Source organism: Candidatus Cloacimonadota bacterium (assembly GCA_019429305.1).
Taxonomy (GTDB): Bacteria; Cloacimonadota; Cloacimonadia; order Cloacimonadales; family JAJBBL01; genus JAHYIR01.
Window position 1 is genome coordinate 159,546 of the sequence record JAHYIR010000003.1, and the last position, 24,418, is coordinate 183,963.

The 24,418-nt window shown below is 39.8% G+C and carries 15 protein-coding genes; 7 read left to right on the forward strand and 8 right to left on the reverse strand.

Translation table 11 applies throughout. The features are described 5' to 3' along the window. Positions 1-5: 5 nt before the first annotated feature. The 7 genes from rpmB to K0B81_02935 form a co-directional block, all read right to left on the reverse strand. The gene (rpmB, locus tag K0B81_02905; GenBank protein ID MBW6515550.1) at positions 6-197 is read right to left on the reverse strand and encodes a 50S ribosomal protein L28; all 192 of its coding nucleotides are present in this window, start codon (positions 195-197) and stop codon (positions 6-8) included. Positions 198-481: 284 nt separating this feature from the next. Further along, the gene (locus K0B81_02910; GenBank protein MBW6515551.1) at positions 482-1,837 is read right to left on the reverse strand and encodes a purine permease; all 1,356 of its coding nucleotides are present in this window, start codon (positions 1,835-1,837) and stop codon (positions 482-484) included. 383 nt (positions 1,838-2,220) lie between these two features. After that, a complete protein-coding gene (locus tag K0B81_02915; protein ID MBW6515552.1) occupies positions 2,221-2,517 on the reverse strand; it encodes an MGMT family protein in 297 nt (98 codons plus the stop codon). A 36-nt stretch (positions 2,518-2,553) separates the two neighbouring features. Continuing rightward, complete coding sequence (locus K0B81_02920) at positions 2,554-2,937, reverse strand: DUF805 domain-containing protein (GenBank protein ID MBW6515553.1); 384 nt, start codon at positions 2,935-2,937, stop codon at positions 2,554-2,556. 598 nt (positions 2,938-3,535) lie between these two features. After that, positions 3,536-4,156 carry a hypothetical protein gene (locus K0B81_02925; GenBank protein MBW6515554.1) on the reverse strand — a complete coding sequence of 207 codons (621 nt, stop codon included), beginning with the start codon at positions 4,154-4,156 and terminating at the stop codon, positions 3,536-3,538. Between the two features lie 12 nt (positions 4,157-4,168). Then, positions 4,169-7,294 carry a hypothetical protein gene (locus K0B81_02930; protein MBW6515555.1) on the reverse strand — a complete coding sequence of 1,042 codons (3,126 nt, stop codon included), beginning with the start codon at positions 7,292-7,294 and terminating at the stop codon, positions 4,169-4,171. A gap of 276 nt (positions 7,295-7,570) precedes the next feature. Further along, positions 7,571-8,629: a GntR family transcriptional regulator gene (locus tag K0B81_02935; protein MBW6515556.1), complete on the reverse strand. Its 1,059-nt coding sequence runs from the start codon at positions 8,627-8,629 to the stop codon at positions 7,571-7,573. A 293-nt stretch (positions 8,630-8,922) separates the two neighbouring features. Here K0B81_02935 and K0B81_02940 point away from each other — a divergent pair, with 293 nt between their 5' ends. The 7 genes from K0B81_02940 (at position 8,923) to K0B81_02970 (ending at position 23,421) form a co-directional block, all read left to right on the forward strand. Beyond that, entirely contained in the window at positions 8,923-11,109 is a 2,187-nt protein-coding gene (locus K0B81_02940) for a family 16 glycosylhydrolase (GenBank protein MBW6515557.1), read from the forward strand. Between the two features lie 10 nt (positions 11,110-11,119). Next, positions 11,120-13,075: an MFS transporter gene (locus K0B81_02945; GenBank protein MBW6515558.1), complete on the forward strand. Its 1,956-nt coding sequence runs from the start codon at positions 11,120-11,122 to the stop codon at positions 13,073-13,075. A 23-nt stretch (positions 13,076-13,098) separates the two neighbouring features. Continuing rightward, complete coding sequence (locus K0B81_02950; GenBank protein MBW6515559.1) at positions 13,099-14,805, forward strand: glycosyl hydrolase; 1,707 nt, start codon at positions 13,099-13,101, stop codon at positions 14,803-14,805. Next, positions 14,805-15,917 carry a glycosyl hydrolase family 17 gene (locus K0B81_02955; protein MBW6515560.1) on the forward strand — a complete coding sequence of 371 codons (1,113 nt, stop codon included), beginning with the start codon at positions 14,805-14,807 and terminating at the stop codon, positions 15,915-15,917. The genes K0B81_02950 and K0B81_02955 overlap by 1 nt, the downstream gene beginning before the upstream one ends. A gap of 20 nt (positions 15,918-15,937) precedes the next feature. Then, positions 15,938-17,992, forward strand: a complete 2,055-nt coding sequence (locus K0B81_02960) for a hypothetical protein (protein MBW6515561.1) — start codon at positions 15,938-15,940, stop codon at positions 17,990-17,992. Between the two features lie 182 nt (positions 17,993-18,174). Continuing rightward, positions 18,175-21,474: a hypothetical protein gene (locus K0B81_02965; GenBank protein ID MBW6515562.1), complete on the forward strand. Its 3,300-nt coding sequence runs from the start codon at positions 18,175-18,177 to the stop codon at positions 21,472-21,474. Between the two features lie 81 nt (positions 21,475-21,555). Further along, on the forward strand, positions 21,556-23,421 hold the full coding sequence (locus K0B81_02970) for a glycoside hydrolase family 3 protein (protein MBW6515563.1): 1,866 nt from the start codon (positions 21,556-21,558) through the stop codon (positions 23,419-23,421). Positions 23,422-23,644: 223 nt separating this feature from the next. On the opposite strand, the gene K0B81_02975 is transcribed toward K0B81_02970, so the two are convergent. After that, entirely contained in the window at positions 23,645-24,415 is a 771-nt protein-coding gene (locus K0B81_02975) for a TSUP family transporter (GenBank protein ID MBW6515564.1), read from the reverse strand. Between the last annotated feature and the right edge of the window lie 3 nt (positions 24,416-24,418).

Below are 24,418 nucleotides of genomic sequence, written 5' to 3' on the forward strand. Positions count from 1 at the left end.
TAAGCTTAAACAGCTTTAGTGACTTTATTCGCCTTCAGACAGGAGGTACAAACTTTGATGGTTTTAACTTTGTCACCATCTTTAACGCGTACCTTCTGTAAATTCGGGTGAAATCGTCTCTTTGTAGCATTTAAAGCATGGCTGCGGTGGTTACCAACCTGTGACGATTTTCCGCATACATCGCATATTCTAGACATTATATTCCTTCCTTAGATTTTTTTTCATTAAATTTGATACCTCTATTTCTGGCAAGATTTATCTTGAAGAATGAATACCTGTCAAGTATGGATCATAAGACAGGGCATACCTCTTTTTTCCATCGTGTTTGTCATCTTGACTTAATATCCACTCTTTTATGTCATCATGACTGAACAACCTTCACTTGTCATCTCGACTGAAGAAAGAGTCACGCAAGTGACTCTTGCGAAATGGAGAGATCTCAGCACCGACTCAGAATAAAAAAGAATCCCCTTTATTCCAACTACTTCTTTACCCCATCAGGCAAAGCAAGATTGGTTATGATCGCCGTCAAGCCACCGGTAGTGACGGGCGAGGAGAAGATATTCTTCAAAGTTTCCGGAAAATGGTTCAAAACCTGCGGCACAAGCTGTACACCCAATCCCAGAGCAAATGAAATAGCGATGATCATCATGGCACGACGATCGATCTTTTGTGAAGCGATGATCTTGATGCCTGCTGCTGCTACTGTTCCAAACATGATGATCGTAGCTCCCCCCAGCACCGGCTTCGGCATCTGCTGAAACACTCCTCCGATCACAGGAAATAGACCCAAAAGAACCAGAATACCGGCAATATACATCCCCACATAGCGACTGGCAACACCCGTAAGCTGAATGACACCATTATTCTGACTAAAAGTAGTATTGGGAAATGTATTGAACATCGCTGCCAGTGCAGAATTGAAGCCGTCTCCCAATACTCCACCCTTGATCCTTTTGATATACAATTCACCCTGAATTGGCTCGTGGGAGACCATGGAAGTTGCTGTCAGGTCACCGATCGATTCTATCGTAGTAATAAGATAGACCAAGGCAATGGGTATAAAAGCTTCCCAGCGAAATCCAAAACCGTATTTGAACGGTATGGGGATGCTGACAGCAGGAAGATCTTTTAAGCTGCTCAGATCGACAATACCCAGAAAGAGAGAAACAATATATCCGGCGATCAATCCGATCACAATAGAACTCATGCGCAGAAATTGATTACGGCTTCGATTAAGGACAACGATGATTATAAGAACCAAAAATGCCAATCCTAAGTTCGCAAAATTACCAAAGAGTTCCGGTTTGTTATCCAACAACCACTGTCCCCCTGCCATATCGGTTAGTCCTACCCTGATCAAACTCAGTCCGATCAAGGAAACAACTATTCCTGTGACTGTGGGAGTGATTATCTTCTTGAGATGATGCAGGAATCTGCTTAAGATCATCTCGATAAAAGCACCCAGAAAACACATCCCAAAAATTACACCAAGAATTTCTTGCGAACTGCCACCGCTGCTTTTGATCAGCATACCAGCACCGAGAATAGCTCCCAGAAAGGCAAAGCTTGTGCCTTGAATACTCAGAAGTCCCGAGCCAATAGGACCGATACGCTTGATTTGTATGAAAGTTGCTACACCGGAAACTATGAGCGACATGCTGATCAGATAAGGTATTTCAGTACCCAAACCCAAAATGCCGCCGATCACTAAGGTCGGTGTAATTATACCGACAAAGATCGCCAGCAGATGCTGAAATGCGGCAAAGATCGAATCACTAACGGGTGGTCTGTCAGCCAAAGTATAGATCAGATCAGTTTGGTTATCTTCCTTCATTTTCTATATTTCTCCTTTCGGCAAATAAACTCAATCGAAGCTCGATTGTCAAAATAAAAAGTGTTAATAGCATTCAAAAGAAACTGTTTTTCATTTGATTTAATTACTTGCTATCCTTCCTCCGAATTTTTCTACCTACTAAATACTATCTAATACTTACTTCTTTCAATTCCTCTCTCTGTCGGTTTTTCCCCTTCCTCTGGGACATCTTTGTATATCCGTGATTAATTTCTTGTTTTACTTCCAAAGGATTTTCTTCTCCTACTTATGCCACTAATAATTAAATAGCTAAGAACTCTTTTTTAACATTAGGTGCTCTACGAGTCGGCCCTATCCGACTCGTGTACTCCTTAAGGTTAAACAGGAGGAATATAAAATTATCTCTACTTTTTCCCTAAACCTTCAACAATCCACTTCATCTTGAATTTGACACCCTCCTTGATCAACAATTCTCTCTGTAATTTTCTTCCCGCTTGATCTTTGAGGGCTATCTCTCCGGTAGAGCTGACAATACGCCACCAAGGGAGATCATGCTTCTCTGAACAGGCATGCAGAATACGGGCAACCAATCTAGCTCCTCTTGGTATGCCTGCCATTTCTGCGATCTGACCATAACTCGTAACCTGCCCATAACCGATTTGTTTGATCGCTTGAATGATTCTCTCACTTCCTGACATAATACAGCTATTTTACTTTCTGGGATAACTTAAGAGTATTTAATTTTCCGGTACTTCACCGAATTCGTTTTTACCTTTATCCCCTTCCCTAAACATCAGCAAAAAATTATATAGAGGAACTATTATGAACCATCCGCTATTCCCTGTATCATGCAGGCGGCGAACAGTAACAGCCAGAGAAAGGAGCAGAATGAAGACTTCAAATAGTAGGTCAAATTTGGTTACACCGTATATCATAGCAATTTCGGTGTAATTACCCAGATATTTGAGCAAATAATGAATAATGAAGTTTATGATTAAAAAGGTAAAGTATTCTCTTCTCCCTGCCCGACTCTGAAAATCACGAAACTTTCGCCAAGTTCCGAAATAATTACTCAGGATCAGCTCCAGATCAAATTCCGCTAAAAACTTCTGAAAATCCATACTCTCTCAATCCTTCATTCTTTCAGCTATTCCAATCTTTAGTTTGCTCCTCATCCGTAACAGTTCACTCGTAACATATTTCTTCTTTGTTATGCTTCAACGGAGTGTCAATTTTTTTATGTTCTATCTATAATATCTGACTAATCATATGTTTTATACCGGTCACTCACTAAAGCTTCTTGATTTTTTATTAACTCTTATTGTTTTTATAATGTTAGCAACTATGGCCAAATTATTTCCCGGATGAACCATAGATCTGCTATTAATAGTTATGTAAGTTTACCTTAATAGTAGGTTACGCCATTGGAGGAGTTGCTGCATTAGACATTTGTGTTATTGAATCTTAATTGTAAAAACTTTTCTAATCCAATAAGTTAGATGCTATGATTTCTCAATACGCTTTTGTTTTCTTCATTTACCAATAAACAAGACAAAGTAAGATATGAAAAAAGGTCTATATATAGATAGTAAAGTATTTATATAGTGTTGGAATTTACATCAACATTTAGGACTTGACTGGGAATTCAAACTTATGATTCAAATCCTTTACTCTTTAGTATATCCCGAAACTCGAATTTACATAATAATTGTTTTTTATTTAGTTTTTCCTTGATACCGTTCCTGTTTCAATATTATAGACGTATCCCCATTCACTTAGGTCTGCCAGTGCCAGTACCGGATCACTATAAAGGGGGAGTAAATTCATATCAGAGGGGTCGTATAAGTTCTTTCCAACCATATTTCTGAGCAAAACGGCGTAATAAGTTTCTTCAATTATCCATTCAGCCCGCCACCAAGTCACGGAATCAAAAAAATGATCTAAGGTAGCACGATAGGCCTTTTTGGCTTGAGTTTTAGCATTCTCGCTACCACCAACAGTGTAAAGTTCATGAAGTGATTTGGCGGTGAAAAACTGATATTCGCCTGTAGGTGAATTGGCGAGAATGGTTGCCCACAAATAGAATCTTGCTTTGGCAGAAGGACACTGATCATTCAGTTCCCAGATATTTTCCATGCCGACACTAGCATTAGCGAAGGGATTTTCTGGATTCATCAGAACAGATCTGTCCGGATGGATGCCTTCATTAACCCCGTATAGGTTCAGAATATAGTCTGTAGGTAGATCAATTAGATTCACAATGTTACCGGATTTGTGTTCACAAGCAGTAGTCAGTATCAGTAAGAGAGCTAGGATGATTAGTAAGGATCTAGTTTTCATGAGTATCTCCTTTTAAAAAGTATATCTGAAATAGAAGCCCGTCTGAAACTCGTAGTCATTTATAACATCAGAGTTTGCGTTTACGGGTGAGTTTTCATCAAGGGTTCTCAGTAAGGATCTGAAACCAATTCTACTGGAAGTATCCTTGTTGAGTAAATTATCGATTAGCACTGAATAATCAAACATAAACTGGTAAGGGAAGGTAATATTGAACTGACGATACCAATCTAATGGCCCCCAGGCATCTTTTTTAGCATAGGTGGAGAGATAGTGTTTTTGGGAGATAACAAAATCTGTAGCCAAGGAAATATAATTCGGAGAAGTTCCTTCCGGACTGCCTGAAGCTTGCTGTTTGCCTCCTTCCAGGTTGGTGATAATTTTCAGATTGGGATTGGGATTTAAAATAAATCTACCTCTAACTAACCAGACATCCTCAGCCGGCATACCGCTGGCAAAGGGAGCGTTGGTCTCACCTTCCTGATAGTAGAATAGATGGGCATCAGTTTCAGTGCTGTAACGGGAGATATTTGCTCCAATACTGAAAGCGAGTCTTGCATCTTCCCGTCTATCGCTGTCCCAGGCGTAGAAAAAGCTGGCTGGAGTGGGATCATATGTCACGAAGAATTCTCCAGAGAGTACTTCCCGATTATCTAGTACAGCAAAGGGGTCTTTGTCTCTATTACGTGGAGTTAGCCCTGGGAAAAGATATGTTCCGTCAATTTGGGGTTCAATGTAGGGATTGGCATCAATTAGGTTTTGCCTGTAAAGAAGGCGTGGCATCAACCAAATATTGCCGATAGGAACTAACAAACCGCTTTCAAATTCAAGTTTATTCCCCAAAGCTGAATATGGCATGGTAGTATTAAATTCCCGTAAGGGATTACCTCCATCAGCTACCAGTCCAGCATAATGAACGGAGGCATCAATCTTGGTACCTTTCCAGACATAAGTTGTTAACTTTGCTTTGATAGCTTGAGTATCAAAAAATTGTATCTTATCCTGATAGATCTCGCCTTTCTCATAATAGAAATATTCTTCATCGAGTTTTTCACTACCAGAGAATAAATAGCCAATCTCCAGTTTGGTTAGGGGTAAGATATTTGCTTCCATGGTCAGGGATGTCTGACGGGTTGCTCGACTAGTCGCTTCCGTAGCTGTTGCTGAAGCTTTAGCTTGGACAAAGTCTTCGGCATGAATCAGGGAGTATTTGTATTTATGACTGCCAAAGTCATATTTGAGAATGGCCTTGGGGTTTGCTCCCCAATAGAGTTCGGGTCCAACCAAAAGAGTTAATCCCGGCATAAATTTCTTTCCCTGGAATTCAATTCCATATGGAGCTTTAGCATTCCAGATATCCATGCCTTCCATATCGGTTGCCTCGTACAACAAGCCAAAAAAATCACCTTCATATCCCCAATGATAACGAGGAACATGATAGAAAGTAGTTAGATCAAACTGTTCAGTTCTATAAGAAGCCAGAAAATTGTATATCTCCACACGCTCAACATCATTGATCTCTCTGGTAGTGTTGACTAGTAACCCGTTCTCATTAAGCTCAGAGACAACTGTTACGTAGGTTTGGCCACGTTTACCGTAATATTCTTCGAGCTGTTTATCAACAACGTTACCGAGTATATTCAGTGTGAAATTACCTTCAATACTTCTAATGGGATTAAATTCAAAATCAAGAAACAGCATTTCGCCATGAGAGAAGTTTAATCCGTTTTTGCCGTAAGCATCCAATTCTGCTGATCTACCATTAAAAACGAGGTCACCCCGCAAGCTTCCTCCAGTCATACGGAATGCAAAGGTATCGTGAAAATCGGTTTGCATGAGTCGCATGTCTGCCATTAGTTGTAAGAAATCCATATCAATAGAAGCAAACTTTGCATTCATCTCATTTGTATCAACGGTATAGGGATCAATGTTCCAAATATGTGTCATAACATCATAAGCCATTCTTGGTATAGCTATGGAAACTCCATCATCATTCGGATACCCCAGACGGCAAATACCAAACCATTCTTCGTTCATATTGTTAAAACCTTCGACATAATCAAAAGCATAACCACCATTACTCCAGGAAGCATTTTTGTCCTGTACATCCAGATTTACTTCCTGTTTGTACTTCCACCATTCGTCACGCCACTCAAATAGAGTTCCTCCTACAGCGTTTCCTTCTTCACCATGGCCATAACTCTTATTGTAAATTTCCTGCCAGTTGCCTTTTACGATGTGGGCTTGAGCTGCCTGATCCTCTCTGTATTCCAAGGCATTAAAGGCATCACTGCCAAATTCTGTAAGCAATATAGGTAGCCCTAATTCTCTGTCAACCGTCGACCACATGTCTGTAAAGCTTATACCACGGTAGGCATTTACACCTATAAGATCAATTGATTGGCATTTCTCTATTATTAAATCCAGATACTGAATATCACCGTTGACAATAGTAAAAAGATGATTGGGGGCTATCTTCTTGGCTTCTTTTATAATATCTTCAAACAGACTGTAAAGATATTTAGCTTTTTCTCTTTGCTGCTCTCCTACAGGTAAATTTTCAATCTCAAAACTAGACCATTCGAGTCCGTAGTTGCTTTCATTTCCCAGAGCAAAAATAAGTACGCCTGATACATCTTTATACTCGTCTATTAGTTCAAGAATATCTTTTTTCAAAGTTTCCCGCGTAAGTGGGTCAGCATAATTAGTCTGGGGAATCCAAATCCCACCAACGTTATAACCATATCTGCCCATGAGATGGTTTACGATCGTCATTATACCGTAATTGTGGTAGATATACTCTATCCAACGTGGTGGGATTATCCCAAAACTACGGATTGTGTTGATACCCGCCTGCTTCATTAGACTACACTCATAATCTAGAACCTTCATTATGAATTCATCCGTATTACCCCAAAGGTTGTAGGAATAATTCTCACCGATTGGGGTATATGCCCAAACTATCCCCTTTACGAAAAAATCCTCATCATTAACCTGAATTTTCCAACCATGCTCGTCTCTATGGGTGGTTACTTTCTGTGGTTCTTCAGCCAAGCACTTCGCGGATGCTCCAAACAACAAAATCAATGCTATGAAACCTATCAATAGATTAGGTTTCTTCACAACAAGGGAATTAATCATATTATTCTCCTAATTTTTATATATATTAGCTAAATGAATCTGTAACTGCTATAGAGCAATTTGCCATTAGTCGATTTCATGTCAAGATTTTTCACTTTCGATGTTCAATAAGAAGTCTAGTTTGGTTAGCCAAATTTGTGATCTCAAAAGATGTAAACAAATCTTCTTTACTCCTGTTCACTTGAATAGAAACCGGAACAATGTGTATAATATGTGTTTATGATTACGATTTTCAGCTAAAGATAGTATGTTCTGCTGATTGGGTGAGTGGTAGAATTAACTACCCTTCAAGGGAGTACATGACTCTCTTTTTATTAATTTAGCTTCCATAATCACATGCAGATAATCCTTGTTTTCTCCTCTTATTTCCGAGAGTAATATTTCCAAAGCTTTCTTAGTCATTTCCTTGATGGGAGCTGCGTTAGTAGTGAGAGCTGGGAAAACCTTGGAAACCACTAGAATATCGTCAAAGCCGATGAAACTGATATTTTTTGGTACGTTAAGTCCACTTTCCTGAACTACTTTCATCGCACCAATAGCCATCGAATCATTAGCACACAAAATTGCTGTAGGGTGCTGGGGAAGTCGTAGAAAATATTTACCACCTCTTTCTCCCGATTCGTATGAATAATCACCTTTAAAGATTAGCGAGGTATCCAATTTAAGTCCAAATTTATTCAGAGCACTTTTGTAGCCAAGTAGGCGGTCTTTGCAAACATCAGAATTCAGCAGCCCAGAAATGAAACCAATACGCCTGTGCCCTAATTCAAGGAGATATTCAGTGGAAATTTTGCAGCTGTTAAAATTATCTATAGTTACTGAAGGGATAGACTTGTCAGCAGCAATATTATCAAGTAAGACAATAGGTAAATATCGCTTTATTTCCTGGATTTTCTCCTCGATCCGAGGAAAACAACAAATTATTACTCCATCAATTTTTTTAAGCTTTTTAATGGGGTTCAGATCATCAAAATTAGATAGCAGCAGAAGATTATAACCATTTTTGCGAACTTCTTCCTCCAGTGATTTGAAGACTAGAGAATAATACGGGCTAGAAATACCATCCTTTATCTCTTTATCAAGAAAAAAGCCAATGTTGTTGGTCACTTTGGAATTTGTCTTCTTGTAGCTAACAAAAGTTCCCTTAGTGGCCAATTTGTAGAGAATCCCTTCCTCTACTAATTCTGATACTGCTTTGCGAACTGTCATGTAGGAAACGTCGAGTCTCTCTGCCAAAACCCTCTCACCTGGCAACTTGTTGACAATTGAACCGTTACTGATGTTCTCCTTGATTTTATCTTTGATCTGGATATATTTATATAATTTCTTGCTCATAAATATTCTATAGCTCCTTTCTGTTATATATAGCAATCCAATTTATGTTTTATTTCTTGAGTGCGCTTTTGATTACGCATAGCTATAATATAATGTATTCCTTAAAAAATAATTGCATATAGTCGTCAAGAAACTTTTATCGAGAGCTTATAGGTTTTTTTACTGAATGATATATGCAAAAAAAGAGGAAAAAGCTTGACATAAAAAAGCAGCATACAAAAAAATGCTATATAGCAATAATAGTTTAGTTGTTGTTTGATTTGATTATCAAGTTAATAGAAAGGATGGTTTAAATGGCAATTAAAACACTTAATTTGTTCCTAGGAGCGATAATAGTATTTTTCATCTTTGGTTGTGACAAGATAGCAGCTCCTGACCCTGTAGCAGATCCTTCTGATCCCGTAAATTATGTGTTGGTTTGGCAAGACGAGTTCAATCAGACTTCGTCTATTCCGGACGAAAACAATTGGAATTATGACCTTGGTTACGGAGATAACGGATGGGGTAATGATGAATGGCAGCAATATACAAATTCTCCGGAAAATGTTAGGGTAGAAGATGGCAATCTAGTGATTTCAGCAGTCTGGGATTCTTTAAATTATTCTGTTCCCGGTAAACGTGATGGTTCCATCACCTCTGCCCGAATCAACACCAAGAACAAATTTTCTTTCAAGTTTGGAAAGATTCAAGCTCGAATCAAAGTTCCCACAGGAACAGGTATATGGCCTGCTTTCTGGATGTTAGGGAAGAATTTTGACTTTGTTGGTTGGCCACATTGTGGTGAAATCGACATCATGGAAATTAGTACATTGCTACATAATAATAAAACGACCATGTGTGCAATCCACTGGTGGGACGAATCAACAGAATCTTATAAACACTATACCCAAACAAAACAGTTGAAAGAACCCTTATCAGCCGACTATCACATTTACGAAATTGAATGGGATAATCGGAGAATTGTTGGTAAGATCGATAATATCGTTTATTTTGTGAAGGTAATAGAACCGAGTACTATGGATGAATTTCTTAAAGAGTTCTTTATAATCTTCAACGTAGCAGTTGGTGGCACTTTGGGGGGGGCTCCGGATTTCACCACCAATTGGCCAGAGAAAATGTATGTCGATTGGGTCCGAGTTTATCAAAGTGAAGAATCTCTGATTCCGATTAAAACTTTTGGTATCTTTACTGAAGAAACGCCCGTAGATGATGCTCTGGAGATTGGCGTTAATGCCGAGATTTATGTTTGGGAAAATACTCTTACTACTGGATCGATTCCACCCTATGAAGGGCAGTATGTTATATCTTGGTCTACTACCGGACAAGGCTGGTTTGGAGCCGGCATAAAATCAAATTCACCACTTGACCTTTCCAATTTTACCGAAGGTAATATAAAGTTTATGATCAAGATGCCGCCTAATGTAAGTTTCAAGATAGGTTTAAATGATGCTCTGGGGGTTGAAAGCTACGTATTATTCCCAGCCCATCAAACAGCATTCGGTTTGGTACGAGATGGTGAATGGGGACAAGCTGTGATACCCGTTGAAGAGATCAGAGGAAATACCGATTTAGAAGTTCTTGATTATGTATTTATCATATTGGAAGAGAATGGTGTTCAGTGCCAGTTTGCTATCGATGATATTTATTGGGATGACGGAGGAACTTCTGCAAGTAGTATATATTTTGATCAGAACAGTTATTCTGTAGATGCGACTAATGCCACAATTATTGTGGATGATATTGCAGCTAGTGGTGAAAATGTATCTGTAGATATTACAAATGGAACTGATACGATTAGTCTTATGATAAATCTTGGTAGCAATGGTATTGGTCAGGGAACACTTAATTTTGGTCTTACTGATGACGATACGGATACCATTACTATTACTGAGGGTGGTTTTATAACTGCATCTTACATTGATAGCAATGGATTATTAAGAACTGATACTGCGAATATTACTAGTGGTAGTAACCTGGAAACTATTGGTATTTATTCGGAAACCCATACTGATCCTATGCTTGTCTATAGCCAGATCATTAATAGTGCTGATTGGAGTGGAAATTCAGCGGAACCAAACGAACAAAGTACTGCAGTAAAACCAGCAGATGGGATTTATGTACTTTCGGTTAACTTTACCGATCTTGGTGCCGGCTGGGGTGGGATTGCATTTGACTTTGGAGCTCAAGACATTTCATCATATTCCACTTTTGTGATCAATATTGATAGTTCTAATATGCCCAATTTGGCATATTTTGGTATTAAGTTTGAAGATAACACAGGAGGAAGCAAAGAGGTTGATCTGGCATTATATAAACCTGTGGTTTTTGGTAACTGGTCTCGATACGAAATTCCAATGAGTCATTTTTCAACAGTAGATTTGACCTCTGTGAAATATCTCGGTTTGTGGAACCCTTACACCAGCAATAATGACTACATTGTCGGAACCCTATATTTTGATAATATCTACTTAGCAAAATGAGGTATCAAAGATGAAAAAAAATATACACTATAAGACAAGACCCGAAGATAGGATCTCTCTAAAACAAAAATCTGCCTATGCTGTAGGAATGTTCGTAAACAATCTGCAGGCAGCAGCTCTTCCAGCTATGGTTGTAATTCTCAATCTCGGACTGGGCATGGACGTTTTGTTAGTAGGCCTCATTGGTTCAATTCCCCGCATTTTTGACGCTATATCTGACCCACTTGTGGGATATATTTCAGACAACACTCGTAGCAAATGGGGTCGGCGAAGACCTTTCATTTTTATTGGTGCTCTATTGGCAGGTTTGATCTTTGCTGTGATGTGGCAGGTTCCCTCCGGTTACATTAATATATTAGGTAAAAACCCGATCATGCATCATCAAACCATAAATTTGGAAACCCAGGATGCGATTATAGATGATAATGGTGGGCTTTCAATCAACTACGACACAGGAAAAAAAGATGTATCCTATGTACTTTATGGTCCAGAGCTATTATCGACAACAAATGAAATTGGATTTTCTACAGATCTTGATGGTTTTCCCCAGTTCGAGATGAATGTAAAGTTTCCTGCTTATGAATCGTTACAGATCGTTATTAAAGAAGCCGAGTCAGATGTCGTGGAGTTTCCTGAGTCTTATTATCTTGAACTTTCTCTCGAGGATTCAGAAGAGGGTAAAGGTAACTTATATAAATTCAATATTGCGGACTTTCAACAGCTTGATCCAAATCTTGAACAGCACGGAAACGGTTTTCTTGATATTCAGTCGATAGAAAGTATCAGAATCAATCTTACTGGAATGGATGACACCGGTACTGCTGTCTTAAGTTCTTTCAAGATGAGAAAAAGTGAAGACTTCTTTATTAAATATTTTGTTTACTTCCTTGTCATGTCAATCCTTTTCTTTCTTACTTATACAATCTATGCTACTCCCTTTGTCGCTTTCGGTTATGAAATGACTCCCGATTATCATGAGCGAACAAGACTACATACTTTTGCAAATACAGCAGGTCAGTTAGCCTGGTTAGGGGTTCCCTGGTTTTATGCGATTATGTCCAGTGCACTATTCCGGGACACAGTACATGGAGCGCGTACACTGGCAATATTTGTTGGTATAATCGTGGCAAGTCTTGGGGTCATTCCGGCAATTTTCCTAAGAGAAACACAGGTTCTGGAACCTGTGCAGAAAGTTGCCAAAGGATTGTGGAAAAACTTAAGCGAATTTTTCAAGGGGATTGGAACCACCTTTAAATGTAAACCCTTTGTTAAGCTATGTGCTGCTACATTTTTAGTGTTTAATGGCTTTCAGTTGGGTACTTCGTTCGCGATTTATGTGATGATCTATTATTTATTCAATGGTAATGATGGCAGTGCTGGAAAATTGCTTGGCTGGTATGGAATGCTTACTTCCATCGCTACTTTGGGAGTTATCCAACTTACCGGTTGGATAGCTACCAGAATAGGAAAGCGAAAAACATTTTTGATTACAATATCCATTTCTATTATAGGATATGCTCTTAAGTGGTTTGGCTACAATCCGATTTACCCCTATTGGCTGCTTTTTGCTGCACCACTTGTAGCTTTTGGTTCAGGATCCCTCTTCACTTTGATGGGGGCAATGATCTCTGATGTCTGTGATTATGACGAGTTGAAGACTCACAAGAGACGAGAAGGTCAATTTGGAGCGATCTATTGGTGGATGGTGAAGATAGGAATGTCTTTGGCTGGACTTCTTACGGGAGTACTACTCAAGGTCTCAGGATTTAATCTCGCCTTAGGAGCTGGTCAGGAAGAACGAACTCTCTTTCTCTTGAGAGTTTTCGACGTTGGAATACCAATCATAACTTCTGCAATAGCTATCTGGATTATAGCCAAGTATCCCCTTACCGAAGAGAGAGTCTATCAGATCCGAGCAGAGCTTGAGGAACGTCATAAAAAAGTTCTTGAGAACAAGGAATCCTAAATTTTCAGTTTAAGGATATTCAGATGTCTGAAAGAAAGTTGTTAACTCAAATATACCCGATTATAATCCTGATCTTATTCCTTAATCTCTATGCGTTATGGGGAGATGCAACAAACACCTATTATGGGATCTATTCCACTACCGAAATCTTGTTAACCTCGTCTGCCGGAGAGAAACTTGCTTTACAGGAAAATGTCGTTTTCACAAAAGGAAAGGCAGAAGGGACGATAGTTCTTGTATATCCTGAGATTTTGAAGCAGACGATTGAGGGTATCGGAACATCCTTCACAGAGTCCTCAGCTTTTGTTCTTGCTCATTTAGATAAACAAAAGAGACGAAACGTCATGGAGAACATTTATAGCGTGAAGGGGGCAAATTTTTCCTTAGCTCGCACTGTTATCGGATCCTGCGATTTCAGCGTGAAAGGAAAGTATTCTTATGCAGACGTTCCCGATGATACTTTGTTGGAAAGCTTTGATATTGCTCCAGATAAGGAAGGTTTTGATCGCGCTGAATTTCCTGGGATCAAAGATGAGAGCTATGATCTTCTGCCAATGATCAAGGAAGCTCTCGCCATTAAGAACCAGCAAAGCGACAAAGAATTGAGAATAATATCTTCAGCTTGGACTGCTCCTGCCTGGATGAAGGATATCGAAACTTGGTATATTCCTGGTTCCCCTGAAAACAACTGGCAAGGTACCGGCGGTACACTAAAAGAACAATATGTCTCGATATATGCTGATTATTTACTCAAATACCTTGATGCCTCCAAGGATGAGGGAGTTAATATCTGGGGATTGACACCTGTCAACGAACCGCATGGCAATAATGGTCAATGGGAAAGTATGAGTTTTACCCCAAAATCGCAGAATGACTTCATCAAATATCACCTGGGTCCTCGATTAAAGTCCAGTGTTCATTCTGATGTAAAACTACTTATCTACGATCAAAACCGTGATGGTTTGGAACATTGGGCAGATACGATATATAATGATCCAGAAACGACTCCTTACCTTTATGGAGCTGCAGTTCACTGGTATGCAAGTACATACAAGGTGTATGAAGATGTTTTTGATCGGGTTCATGAAAAATATCCAGATTTCGTGATTCTGCATACCGAAGGGTGTATCGATGATCTGGGTAAAGATGCGCCAGATGGGGTAACCGACCCCGATGGCTACAAAGAATCAAATTGGTTTGACAATGATGAGTTCTGGTGGAGTAAGAGTGCAACAGACTGGGCATATTCGGTCACTTGGGAAGGTGTGATAGCTGATGATCATCCTATGTACACTCCAGTTCATAGATATGCCAGAAATATTATAGTAAGTATAAATCACTGGCTTACTGGCTGGATCGATTGGAACATAGTGCTCGATCGCAATGGTGGACCTAACCATGTGGGGAATTTCTGTGGTGCCCCGATTATGATAGACACAGAAACTCAATACGTTTATTACACTCCTGTATATTATATTCTCTCCCAATTCAGTCGAACAATACGCCCTGGTGATAGAGCAGTTCAGACTGATATTATTAGCGGTGGGCTCGAAGAAGATGATCTTCATGCCTGCTCCACGTTAAATGAGGCAGGGTTGTTGAGCGTTCAAATCTTGAATACTAGCAGTAAACCGATTAAATACAAGTTGCAGATCGGTTATGATCATGCCAATATTGAAATTCCTGCAAACTCTGTTCAAACCGTCCGTGTTCAATTACCGAAGGTCTGATGATGAATAAGTTGGCTATTTTTTTCTCATTTTTTTCAATTGTAGCTATCTTGCTCTCAGCATGTACAAACAACAGGCAAGATATTGAAACCAACTATAATTTGGAGGAATTACGAAACAAACTCTTAACAGATCAGGAGTTTGAAAGAGCTACACCTTTTGTGGAGAGGGAGTTTTCATCATGGTTAGATGGTAAATGGATCGGTCAAGCTGTTTCCTATGGTTGCTATAGGGAAGGTCAGGCACCTGGGAGATTAGGTCCTAGCAAGGATGAAATCTTGGAGGATCTTGAAATCATCATCAAACATTGGAATCTCATCAGAGTGTACAATGCCGACGAAGATACCGAGAGGATTTTGGAAGTTATCGAAGAAAATGATCTCCCCATTAAAGTAATGTTGGGTATTTGGTTGGAAAATGAAGAAAACAATATGCAAGCTAGAAGATCAAACATAGAAAATACTCTTCGCGGGATTGAGCTAACCAACAATTTTCCTGATATCGTAAAAATTGTGAATGTTGGTAATGAAACACAAGTATTCTGGTCTGGTCATAAGCTGGAAACAGCAAGTCTGATCAGATATATTCGAGCAGTCCGTAATTATACCTCCGTTCCGGTAACCACCGCCGATGACTACAACTTTTGGAACAAAGCTGAAAGTAAGGTAGTTGCGGATGAGCTTGATTTAATAGTAATCCATATTTATCCTCTTTGGAATGGTAAAACTCTGAATAATGCCATAGACTGGTTAGATGAAACCTATAAAATAGCACAAGACGAACATCCACAAAAAAATCTTATTTTAGGAGAAGTGGGATGGGCAACAGATTATGATCCAGAAAAGAAGGGTGAAGGCGAGCAGGGTACGTTGGTCAAAGGTGAAGTGAGCGTTGATGCTCAGGAGATATTTCTTCTGGAACTTGATCAATGGGTACATAAGAATAAAGTTATAACCTTTCTCTTTGAGGTTTTTGATGAACCTTGGAAAGGTGGTGGAGAAGCTTCAGGTCCCAATGATATTGAGAAGAATTGGGGCGTATTTTTTCAAGATCGTAAACCAAAAATTTCTTTTATCAACTACCAAAGTAGAAAAGAACAAAAAGATTATTAATTCATTAAAAGGAGAGAATTATGAAAATAGCAATAGTTTCTTTTACCACAGCGTTTATCATGTTGATAAGCTCTGTAGTTTTTGCCCAGTACATGATAGTCGATTTTGAGCCGGCTGGAGTTGGTGCCGATTGGAATTGGACAGTAGGGGAAAATGGTGACAATCCACCCCTGGAGTTTATTGCCAACCCAGTAAGTGGGGGTATAAACACCTCCCCAACGGTGGCTCAGTTTACAGCTCGAAGTTCAGGTCAGAGCTGGGCTTTGTGTTTTACTAGTGATATAGACCCATTTATTTTTGATACCTCCAACACGATAGTCAAGATAATGGTCTATAAACCAGTCATTAGCAATGTGGGGATAAAATTCGAAGGTGTCAGTGCCCCAGCTGAGATTCTAATTCCTAATAGCGTAATCAACCAGTGGGAGGAATTGACTTTCGATTTTTCAGCTTTTATTGGTAATAACTACAATCTCATGGTAATCATACCTGATTTTGCACCAAGAGATCAGGACAATCTGATCTATTTTGATAACATCCAGATTCCCTCGGAAAACACAACACCTCCTGCTGAACCTACTGAACCCGCACCGACACCAACGGTTGATCCTGCATATGTGATCTCTTTGTTCAGTAATGCCTATGATGACGTACATGTTGACACCTGGTCTGCTGAATGGGACGATGCAGATGTAACTGATATCCAGATTGAAGGCGTTGATACCAAACTCTACACCAATCTTGTTTACGCAGGGATAGAATTTGTTTCACAGACCATTGATGCGACAGGTATGACTCATTTCCACATGGATATCTGGACACCTGATCCCACCGATCTTCCTGCTGTTTTCAAGATCAAGTTAGTAGATTTTGGTGCTGATGGTGTCTGGGGAGGCGGAGATGACGTTGAACATGAACTGACCTTTGATGCTACGACTACACCACCCTTGGTAAGTGAATCCTGGATCAGTTTTGACATTCCACTTTCTGACTTTGTCAACTTAACCACTACAGGTCATCTAGCCCAATTGATCATTTCGGGTGATCCTAATACAGTATATGTGGATAATGTGTATTTTTACAATTACTCGACACCTCCCGGCAGTGATGCCACTCTCAGTGATCTAAAATTAGATGGAGTGACCATAGAAGGTTTTTCACCTTTCACTCAAAACTATATTTATGGTATGCAGGAAGGAATTGTGGTAATTCCCCAGATCACAGAGGTCACTACTACCGATCCCAATGCCACCTACGAAATTACTCAGGCATCCACTATTCCTGATGCTGCATCTGTGTTGGTAACTGCCCAGGATGGTATCACCACGATTACCTATACGGTTTCTTTTGTGATTATGTATCCCAACTCAGTTCCACCTATCCCGTCACATGCTCCTGAAAATGTGATATCATTGTTCAGCGATGCTTACATTGATGTTCCTGTAGATACTTGGCTAACACCATGGTCTGATGGGGTTTTGGAAGAAGTTGAGATCGCGGGTAATCCTGTTAAGAAATATACCTTGGTAAACTATGTAGGAATTGAGACTGTTGGCCCTAATCTGATCGATGTATCTGACATGACACATCTTCATATAGACCTTTGGACTCCTGATGCCAATGATTTTAAGCTTAAGCTAGTTGATTGGGGTGCTGACGGAAACTGGAGCGGTGGCGATGATACTGAACATGAATTGATTTATCCAACACCTGCTACAGGGCAATGGATATCTTATGACATACCCTTATCAGACTTCATCAACTTAGATATCACCGGACACATGGCACAATATATATTGTCAAAACCACCATTGGGAACCATGTATATTGACAATCTGTATTTCTATGCAATTAGTCTTGATATACCCGCCAATGTAACCATTATTGCTACGACTAACGAGGTAATAATTAGCTGGGATCCTGTTCCTGGAGCGACCTCATATACGGTATATTCCTCGGATGATCCCTATGGCACTTATGAACCAGTTTCTGATGGCGTTTATGAAAATACAAGCTGGACTTCATCCAATACCGGTTCTGCAAAATTCTATTATGTAACGGCCAATAGTGATTGATGTTATTTGCTATCTGACAAGTAAAAAGCGGGTATTAAAACCTACATATCCGGCGTTAAAACTATAAATTCTGGCAGCTATTCAAGGTTCTGCTAAACAAGAAATAATTAGATCAGCCGGTACACTAATGTATCGGCTGATCTTACTTAAATATGTATCATCAGAAATAGAGAGTAAATATTTTGAAATTAAGTAAGGAATCTAAGTATCAACTTTTTCCTGATGGTGAGTTCATAATCACTGATTACAACTCGGTTAAGCCATTTTCCAGTTTCTTTCCAGGCATTGCCGGTAAGAAAGGGATCCCCTTATGGACATTTTATGTAAATCGCGGGCAATGCATATGTAGCATGGGTATGGAAGGAAAACATCGTCCAATAATGGAATTTCTGCCAGCTAACTGGGCATATAATCTTGTTTCTACTCAGGGATTCAGGACTTTCATTAAATCCCTAAGTCAATCAAGTTTGGAAATCTATGAACCTTTCCAAAACAATCTGTGGGCTCAAGATAGTGAAAAGATCCAACGCATGATCATCTCACCGGTCAAGTTGACCCTTGAGGAAGAAAATATTACATTGGGTCTGAAGTTTATCGTGGAATATTTCAATGTTCCACAAGAAAATTATGCCGCTTTAGTGCGCAGGTTATCCATTCTGAATCTTAATACTGAACCCAGAACCCTTCAGGTTATTGATGGCCTGCCACTGATCGTTCCCTATGGTCTTGAAGACTATGGCTTGAAACATATGAGACGCCTATTTGAAGCATTTATGGAGGTCACTAATATCGAAAACAGAGTTCCCTTTTATAAATTGAAAGTGGAACCAACTGATCGTCCGGATGTTGTTAAGATCAGCAAAGGTAATTTCTATCTTGGCTTTGGACCTGATAACAAACTTGTTCAGCCAATTTATGATCCAGCTAAAATATTCGGTATTCGAGGTGACTATAGTTATCCGGAAAATATTCGCAATACTGTCTTTGAAGAATTAGCATCCGGTCAGATCTTTGAAAACCGTCTTCCTTGCGCGATGGGTTCTTTTGAAACCACAATAGACTCAAAAAGCACATATACATATACTTCAGTAATCGGTCATACAAGTTCTGTTTTGGCACTGAATGAACTGGTATCAGATATAGTTCAACCTGGATTTATTGAGAGAAAGGCTAATCAAAATCAAGAAATCGTAGCGGCATTAACCCAAAAGAGCTTTATATGTAGCTCAGAACCGTCATTGGACCATTATGCAAGGCAGAATTTTCTTGATAATGTACTGCGTGGAGGATTCCCGGAAACTATCAAAGGTCGGCAAACTATTACCACGCTACATCTTTATTCTCGGAAGCACGGAGATCTAGAACGTGATTACAACGACTTTCGCCTGACTCCCACACCCTTTTCACAGGGAAATGGAAATTTCAGAGATGTGAATCAGAACAGACGTAGCGACCTTTTTTTCAATCCCGATGTCCTGGCTGGTAATGTAAAACAATTTGCTGACTTGATCCAACTAGATTGTTTTAATCCGTTGGTGATCAAAGAGGTCAGTTTCAAGATATTAGATCAAAACAAACTCAAAGAGATAGTATCTCGCTACTTTTCTGATAACATTAACTCTATTGTCGAATATCTGCAAGAAATATATACCCCTGGAGAGTTGTTAATTTACCTAAATGAACATGGCTACATTTTAAAGGGAGATTCTGAAGCTTTTATCGGTGATCTACTAGGAATCAGCGAAAAGATTTATAGAACCGAACACTCTGAAGGTTTCTGGACAGATCATTGGACTTATAATCTAGACTTACTGGAAAACTACCTTTCTCTTTATCCGGAGAAGCAGAATCATATTTTGTTCGAAGATAAGACATTCACTTTCTACGATAACTCACATCATGTCCAGTCTAGAGAAGATAGGTATATGATCCGTGAAGGAAAACCTATGCAGCTGGATTCAGTAGTTTTAGATACTGAAAAAGAGCAGCTAATCAGGAAACGGGGTGATGATCAGCTCAAGGTTAGGATTTTGTACGGATTAGGCGAAGTCTATTACACTACATTATTCGTTAAAATGCTTTCTCTGATTGTGAACAAGCTTGCTTCTCTTGATCCTGAAGGTATTGGTGTAGAAATGGAGGGAGGTAAACCAAACTGGTATGATGCTTTGAATGGATTACCCGGTCTGTTTGGTTCAAGCATCTGTGAAACACTTGAGATTAAGCGACATATACTTTTTTTATTGAATGCTATTAGCTTTAAGGATAATGAGAACGATATTTGTCCAGTTTATGAAGAACTGGGAGAATTCCTTCAAACTATGCAAGATCTTTTAGGAGCACCTTTATCTTCATTCGCATTTTGGGATAAAGCTAATCTAGCTAAAGAAAGTTACCGTGAGAAAACCAAGCTGGGTGTCAGTGGAAAAGAGAAAGAGCTCTCTTTCCAAGAGATTACCAGTTTCCTAAAAGCAGGACTCAGTAAATTGGATGTTGGGATCAACAAGGCTTTCAATAATGAGTACAAAGTTGTTTCTTCTTACTTTATCAATGAAGTTATCGAGTACGAGCAGATTAAGAATGCTGGTAGTGATAGCCCCAAACTCAGTGCAAGAGGATTGCCCTGTTTCAGAGCTAAAAAATTCAGGCAAATACCTCTACCTCTTTTCCTCGAGGGACCTGTCCACTATCTGCGCTGCACCTCTGACCAGGAAGAGGTCCTTAAGCTTGCTAACAATGTTAGAATCAGTCCACTCTACGATCAGAAATTGATGATGTATAAGGTCAATGAATCCCTGGAAAGCCAACCTATGGAAATTGGTAGGGCTAGGACCTTCTCTCCAGGTTGGTTTGAAAATGAATCTGTTTGGTTACATATGGAATACAAGTATATGTTAGAACTCTTGCGAAAAGGGCTATACAGTCAATTTTTCCAAGATTTCAAGCAGGTATTTGTACCCTTCTTCGATCCGGAATTTTATGGCAGAAGTATTCTGGAAAACTCATCCTTTATAGTTAGCAGTGCCAATCCTGATACCTCGTTACATGGAAATGGGTTTATGGCACGTCTGAGCGGAGCTACAGCAGAATTTATTAGTATTCTCTATCTGATGACGATGGGAGAAAAACCATTTATCTTAGACCAGGATGGAAACTTGCAGCTTTCCTTCAGACCCGTTTTGCCTGGCTGGTTATTTACAGAAGAATTAAAAACAAGCAGATTGCTGATCCAGGGTAAATGGCAGGATGTGAACTTTGCGCCCAACACCTTCAGTTTTATGTTTTTAGGAAATATCCTAATTACATATTATAATCCCAATAGAAAGAACACATACGGACCTGACGGAGTATCTCCCAATCGATGGAATCTCCTTGAACCTGATGGAACTTCACAGATCATCCAAGGCAATTGTGTCACGGGTGAGATTGTTGCCAAGATTCGCGACCGCAAAATCACTAATATTAAGATAGAACTATCTTAGAACAACAAGTAAATCATTTATAAATAGGAGAAATCCAAATTGAAAGAAATAGAAGAAAAAGTCACTAAATTATTAGCAAAAATGACCTTAGAACAGAAAGTCGGTCAGATAGTACAAGCGGAACGTCAGTTCATTACACCTAATGAAGTCAAACAATATCATATAGGATCAGTCCTTAGTGGTGGTGGCTCAGTCCCTGGGGATAATAAACCGGAGGACTGGATCAAGATGAACGATGCCTACTGGTCTGCATCGATGGAAGCGGATGCTGAACATTTGCCAATTCCCTTGATCTATGGAATTGATGCCATACATGGAAACAACAATGTTATTGGAGCTGTCGTTTTCCCTCACAATATTGGCTTGGGAGCGGCTAACGATCCCGACCTGCTGGAAAGTATTGCCTCTGTTACTGCCAAAGAGATAGCTGTTACTGGATTAGATTGGACATTTGCTCCAACTTTGGCTGTAGCCCGTAACGATCACTGGGGTAGAACCTATGAAAGTTATTCTGAAGATCCCAAAATAGTATCCAGTTATGCTTCAAGATTTATTAAGGGTTTACAGGGTAATTTTACCCATGACAAGGTGATCGCTTGTGCGAAGCACTGGATCGGTGATGGTGCTACCCTGCACGGTATTGACCAGGGTGATATGTGCATTACTGAGGAAGAGCTGAGGAGGATTCATTTACCACCTTTCAAAGCAGCCATCGATGCCGGAGTTCTCACTGTAATGGTCTCATTGAGCAGCTGGTGGGGTGTCAAGTGCCACGGGCACAGGTTCCTGATAACCGACTTGCTGAAAAATGAGTTAGGTTTTTCTGGTGTTGCAATCTCTGACTGGGACGGGATCGACTACCTTGATAAAGATTACCGCGAAGCAGTAGTTATATCCTTGAATGCCGGATTGGACATGTTTATGGTCACTGACAAATGGAAAAAGTTCATCCAAATTGTCCAAAATGAAGTTGAAAATGGTCGCATTCCATTGGCTAGAATTGATGATGCGGTAAAAAGAGTTTTGCGCATCAAGTTCCTGGCAGGTATGTTTGATAAACCTCGTCCAGCACTCCGAGAGTTATCATTAGACCGAACTAGCTTTGGAAGTGTGCAACATCGTGAAGTTGCCCGAGAAGCAGTTCGTAAATCTTTGGTTATGCTTAAGAATGATGATGATAAATTACCCTTGTCTAAAACTGCCCGTATCCTTGTTGCTGGGAAAAATGCCCATAACCGTGGTTATCAGTGCGGTGGTTTCACTATTGCCTGGCAAGGTGTAAACGACGATCAACCACTTGATAGTGGTATCTATAAACAAGCTGATGAAGGAAAAACAAGAGAAGCCCCTACCCTTAACCCATCTGCAATAAAAGAATCATCAATTATTAATGGGACTTCAATTTGGGAAGGTATTAAGGCAATCGCACCCAAAGCAGTCTTAAGCATCGATGGTGCCTGTGCAGATCCTGATCAACATGATATAGCCATTGTCGTTATTGGTGAAGTTCCCTACGCTGAAATGCTGGGTGATGTCCGAATTGCAGGATTGGCGAAGAGTTTGAATATTGGTCGAGGATCCACTACAGAAAAAATACCTATCATGGATAAAGGTCCTTATGGTACGCATCTGGTTTTGCACGAACTACATCCAGAAGACCTGGATACCATAAAAAACATTACCAGTAAAGGTATTCCGGTGGTCACGGTTATGATCTGTGGACGCCCCTTAGTTATCAATCAAGAACTGGATGAATCCAGGGCTTTTGTAGTAGCTTGGTTCCCTGGTTCAGAGGGTCAGGGTATAGCCGATGTGCTTTTTGGAGATTATCCCATGCAGGGAAAATTGAGTTTTTCCTGGCCCAGAAAGGACGATGATAATTGGAATGTTGGTGATAAGGACTACAATCCTCTATTCCCTTATGGATATGGATTGGATTATAAATAATCAATCATTACCCCTTTTTTGACTACAACATTACTAAAGATTTTATGGAGAACTAAAAAAACTGGAGCTGGTTAAATTACTACTAGTAATTGTTTTGACTTTATAAAGTGTTCCCATCATTGTTAAAATGGATCCGTTAGTGGTAGAGGTATCTAATCTCACCGAACAGTTATTAAAAGCACACGAAAAAATAAAGTTAATTATGACAGGAGATTGGTCGGTTCTACTGGATCAGATTATAGATAATCCTAATAAAGAGTAGTGTCAGGACAAGCAAAAAGATCGGGCGTATGATTTTCACCCCGTTCTTGATCACTAACCTGGAACCGAGATAATTACCTGCAATACCGAAGATAGCAGCCGGTATCCCGATAACCAAGATGATCTTTCCGTTCAGCAGGAAAGTGACCATAGCCGCCACATTAGAAGCCAGATTGACTATCTTAGCATTGGCGTTAGCCCCAACAAAATCACAACCCAGAATGACAGTATAGCCAAAGATAAGAAATGATCCCGTTCCAGGACCAAAGAACCCGTCATAGAACCCGATGATCAGTCCGGCAGCAGAGGCAATAATGAGGATCTGCAGTTTACTGATCGTCAGGTCTCTTTTCACCTTCCCTGTATTCTTTCGCAGAAAAACAAAAACTGTTATTGCCGGGATCAATACTATCAGAACATAATTCAGGAAATGGGGATCAAGCAGCAGAACAGTTTTCGTACCCAGATGTGACCCGATAAGAGCGAACAGGGCACCCGGCAGGGCTATCCTGTAATCAGCCATCTTCCGTTTATTATAGCGGTAAGTAGAGAGCAGCGTCCCGAAAGTAGAAGAGAATTTGTTATTACCGAGCACGAAATGAGGTGGTAACCCAGTCGCCATATAGGCAGGTACAGAGAGCAATCCCCCACCCCCTGCAATAGCATCGACAAAGCCAGCCAGAAAAATGACCGGCAGCAGAATCAGATAACCTTCTAACGAAAGAGCTGCCATATA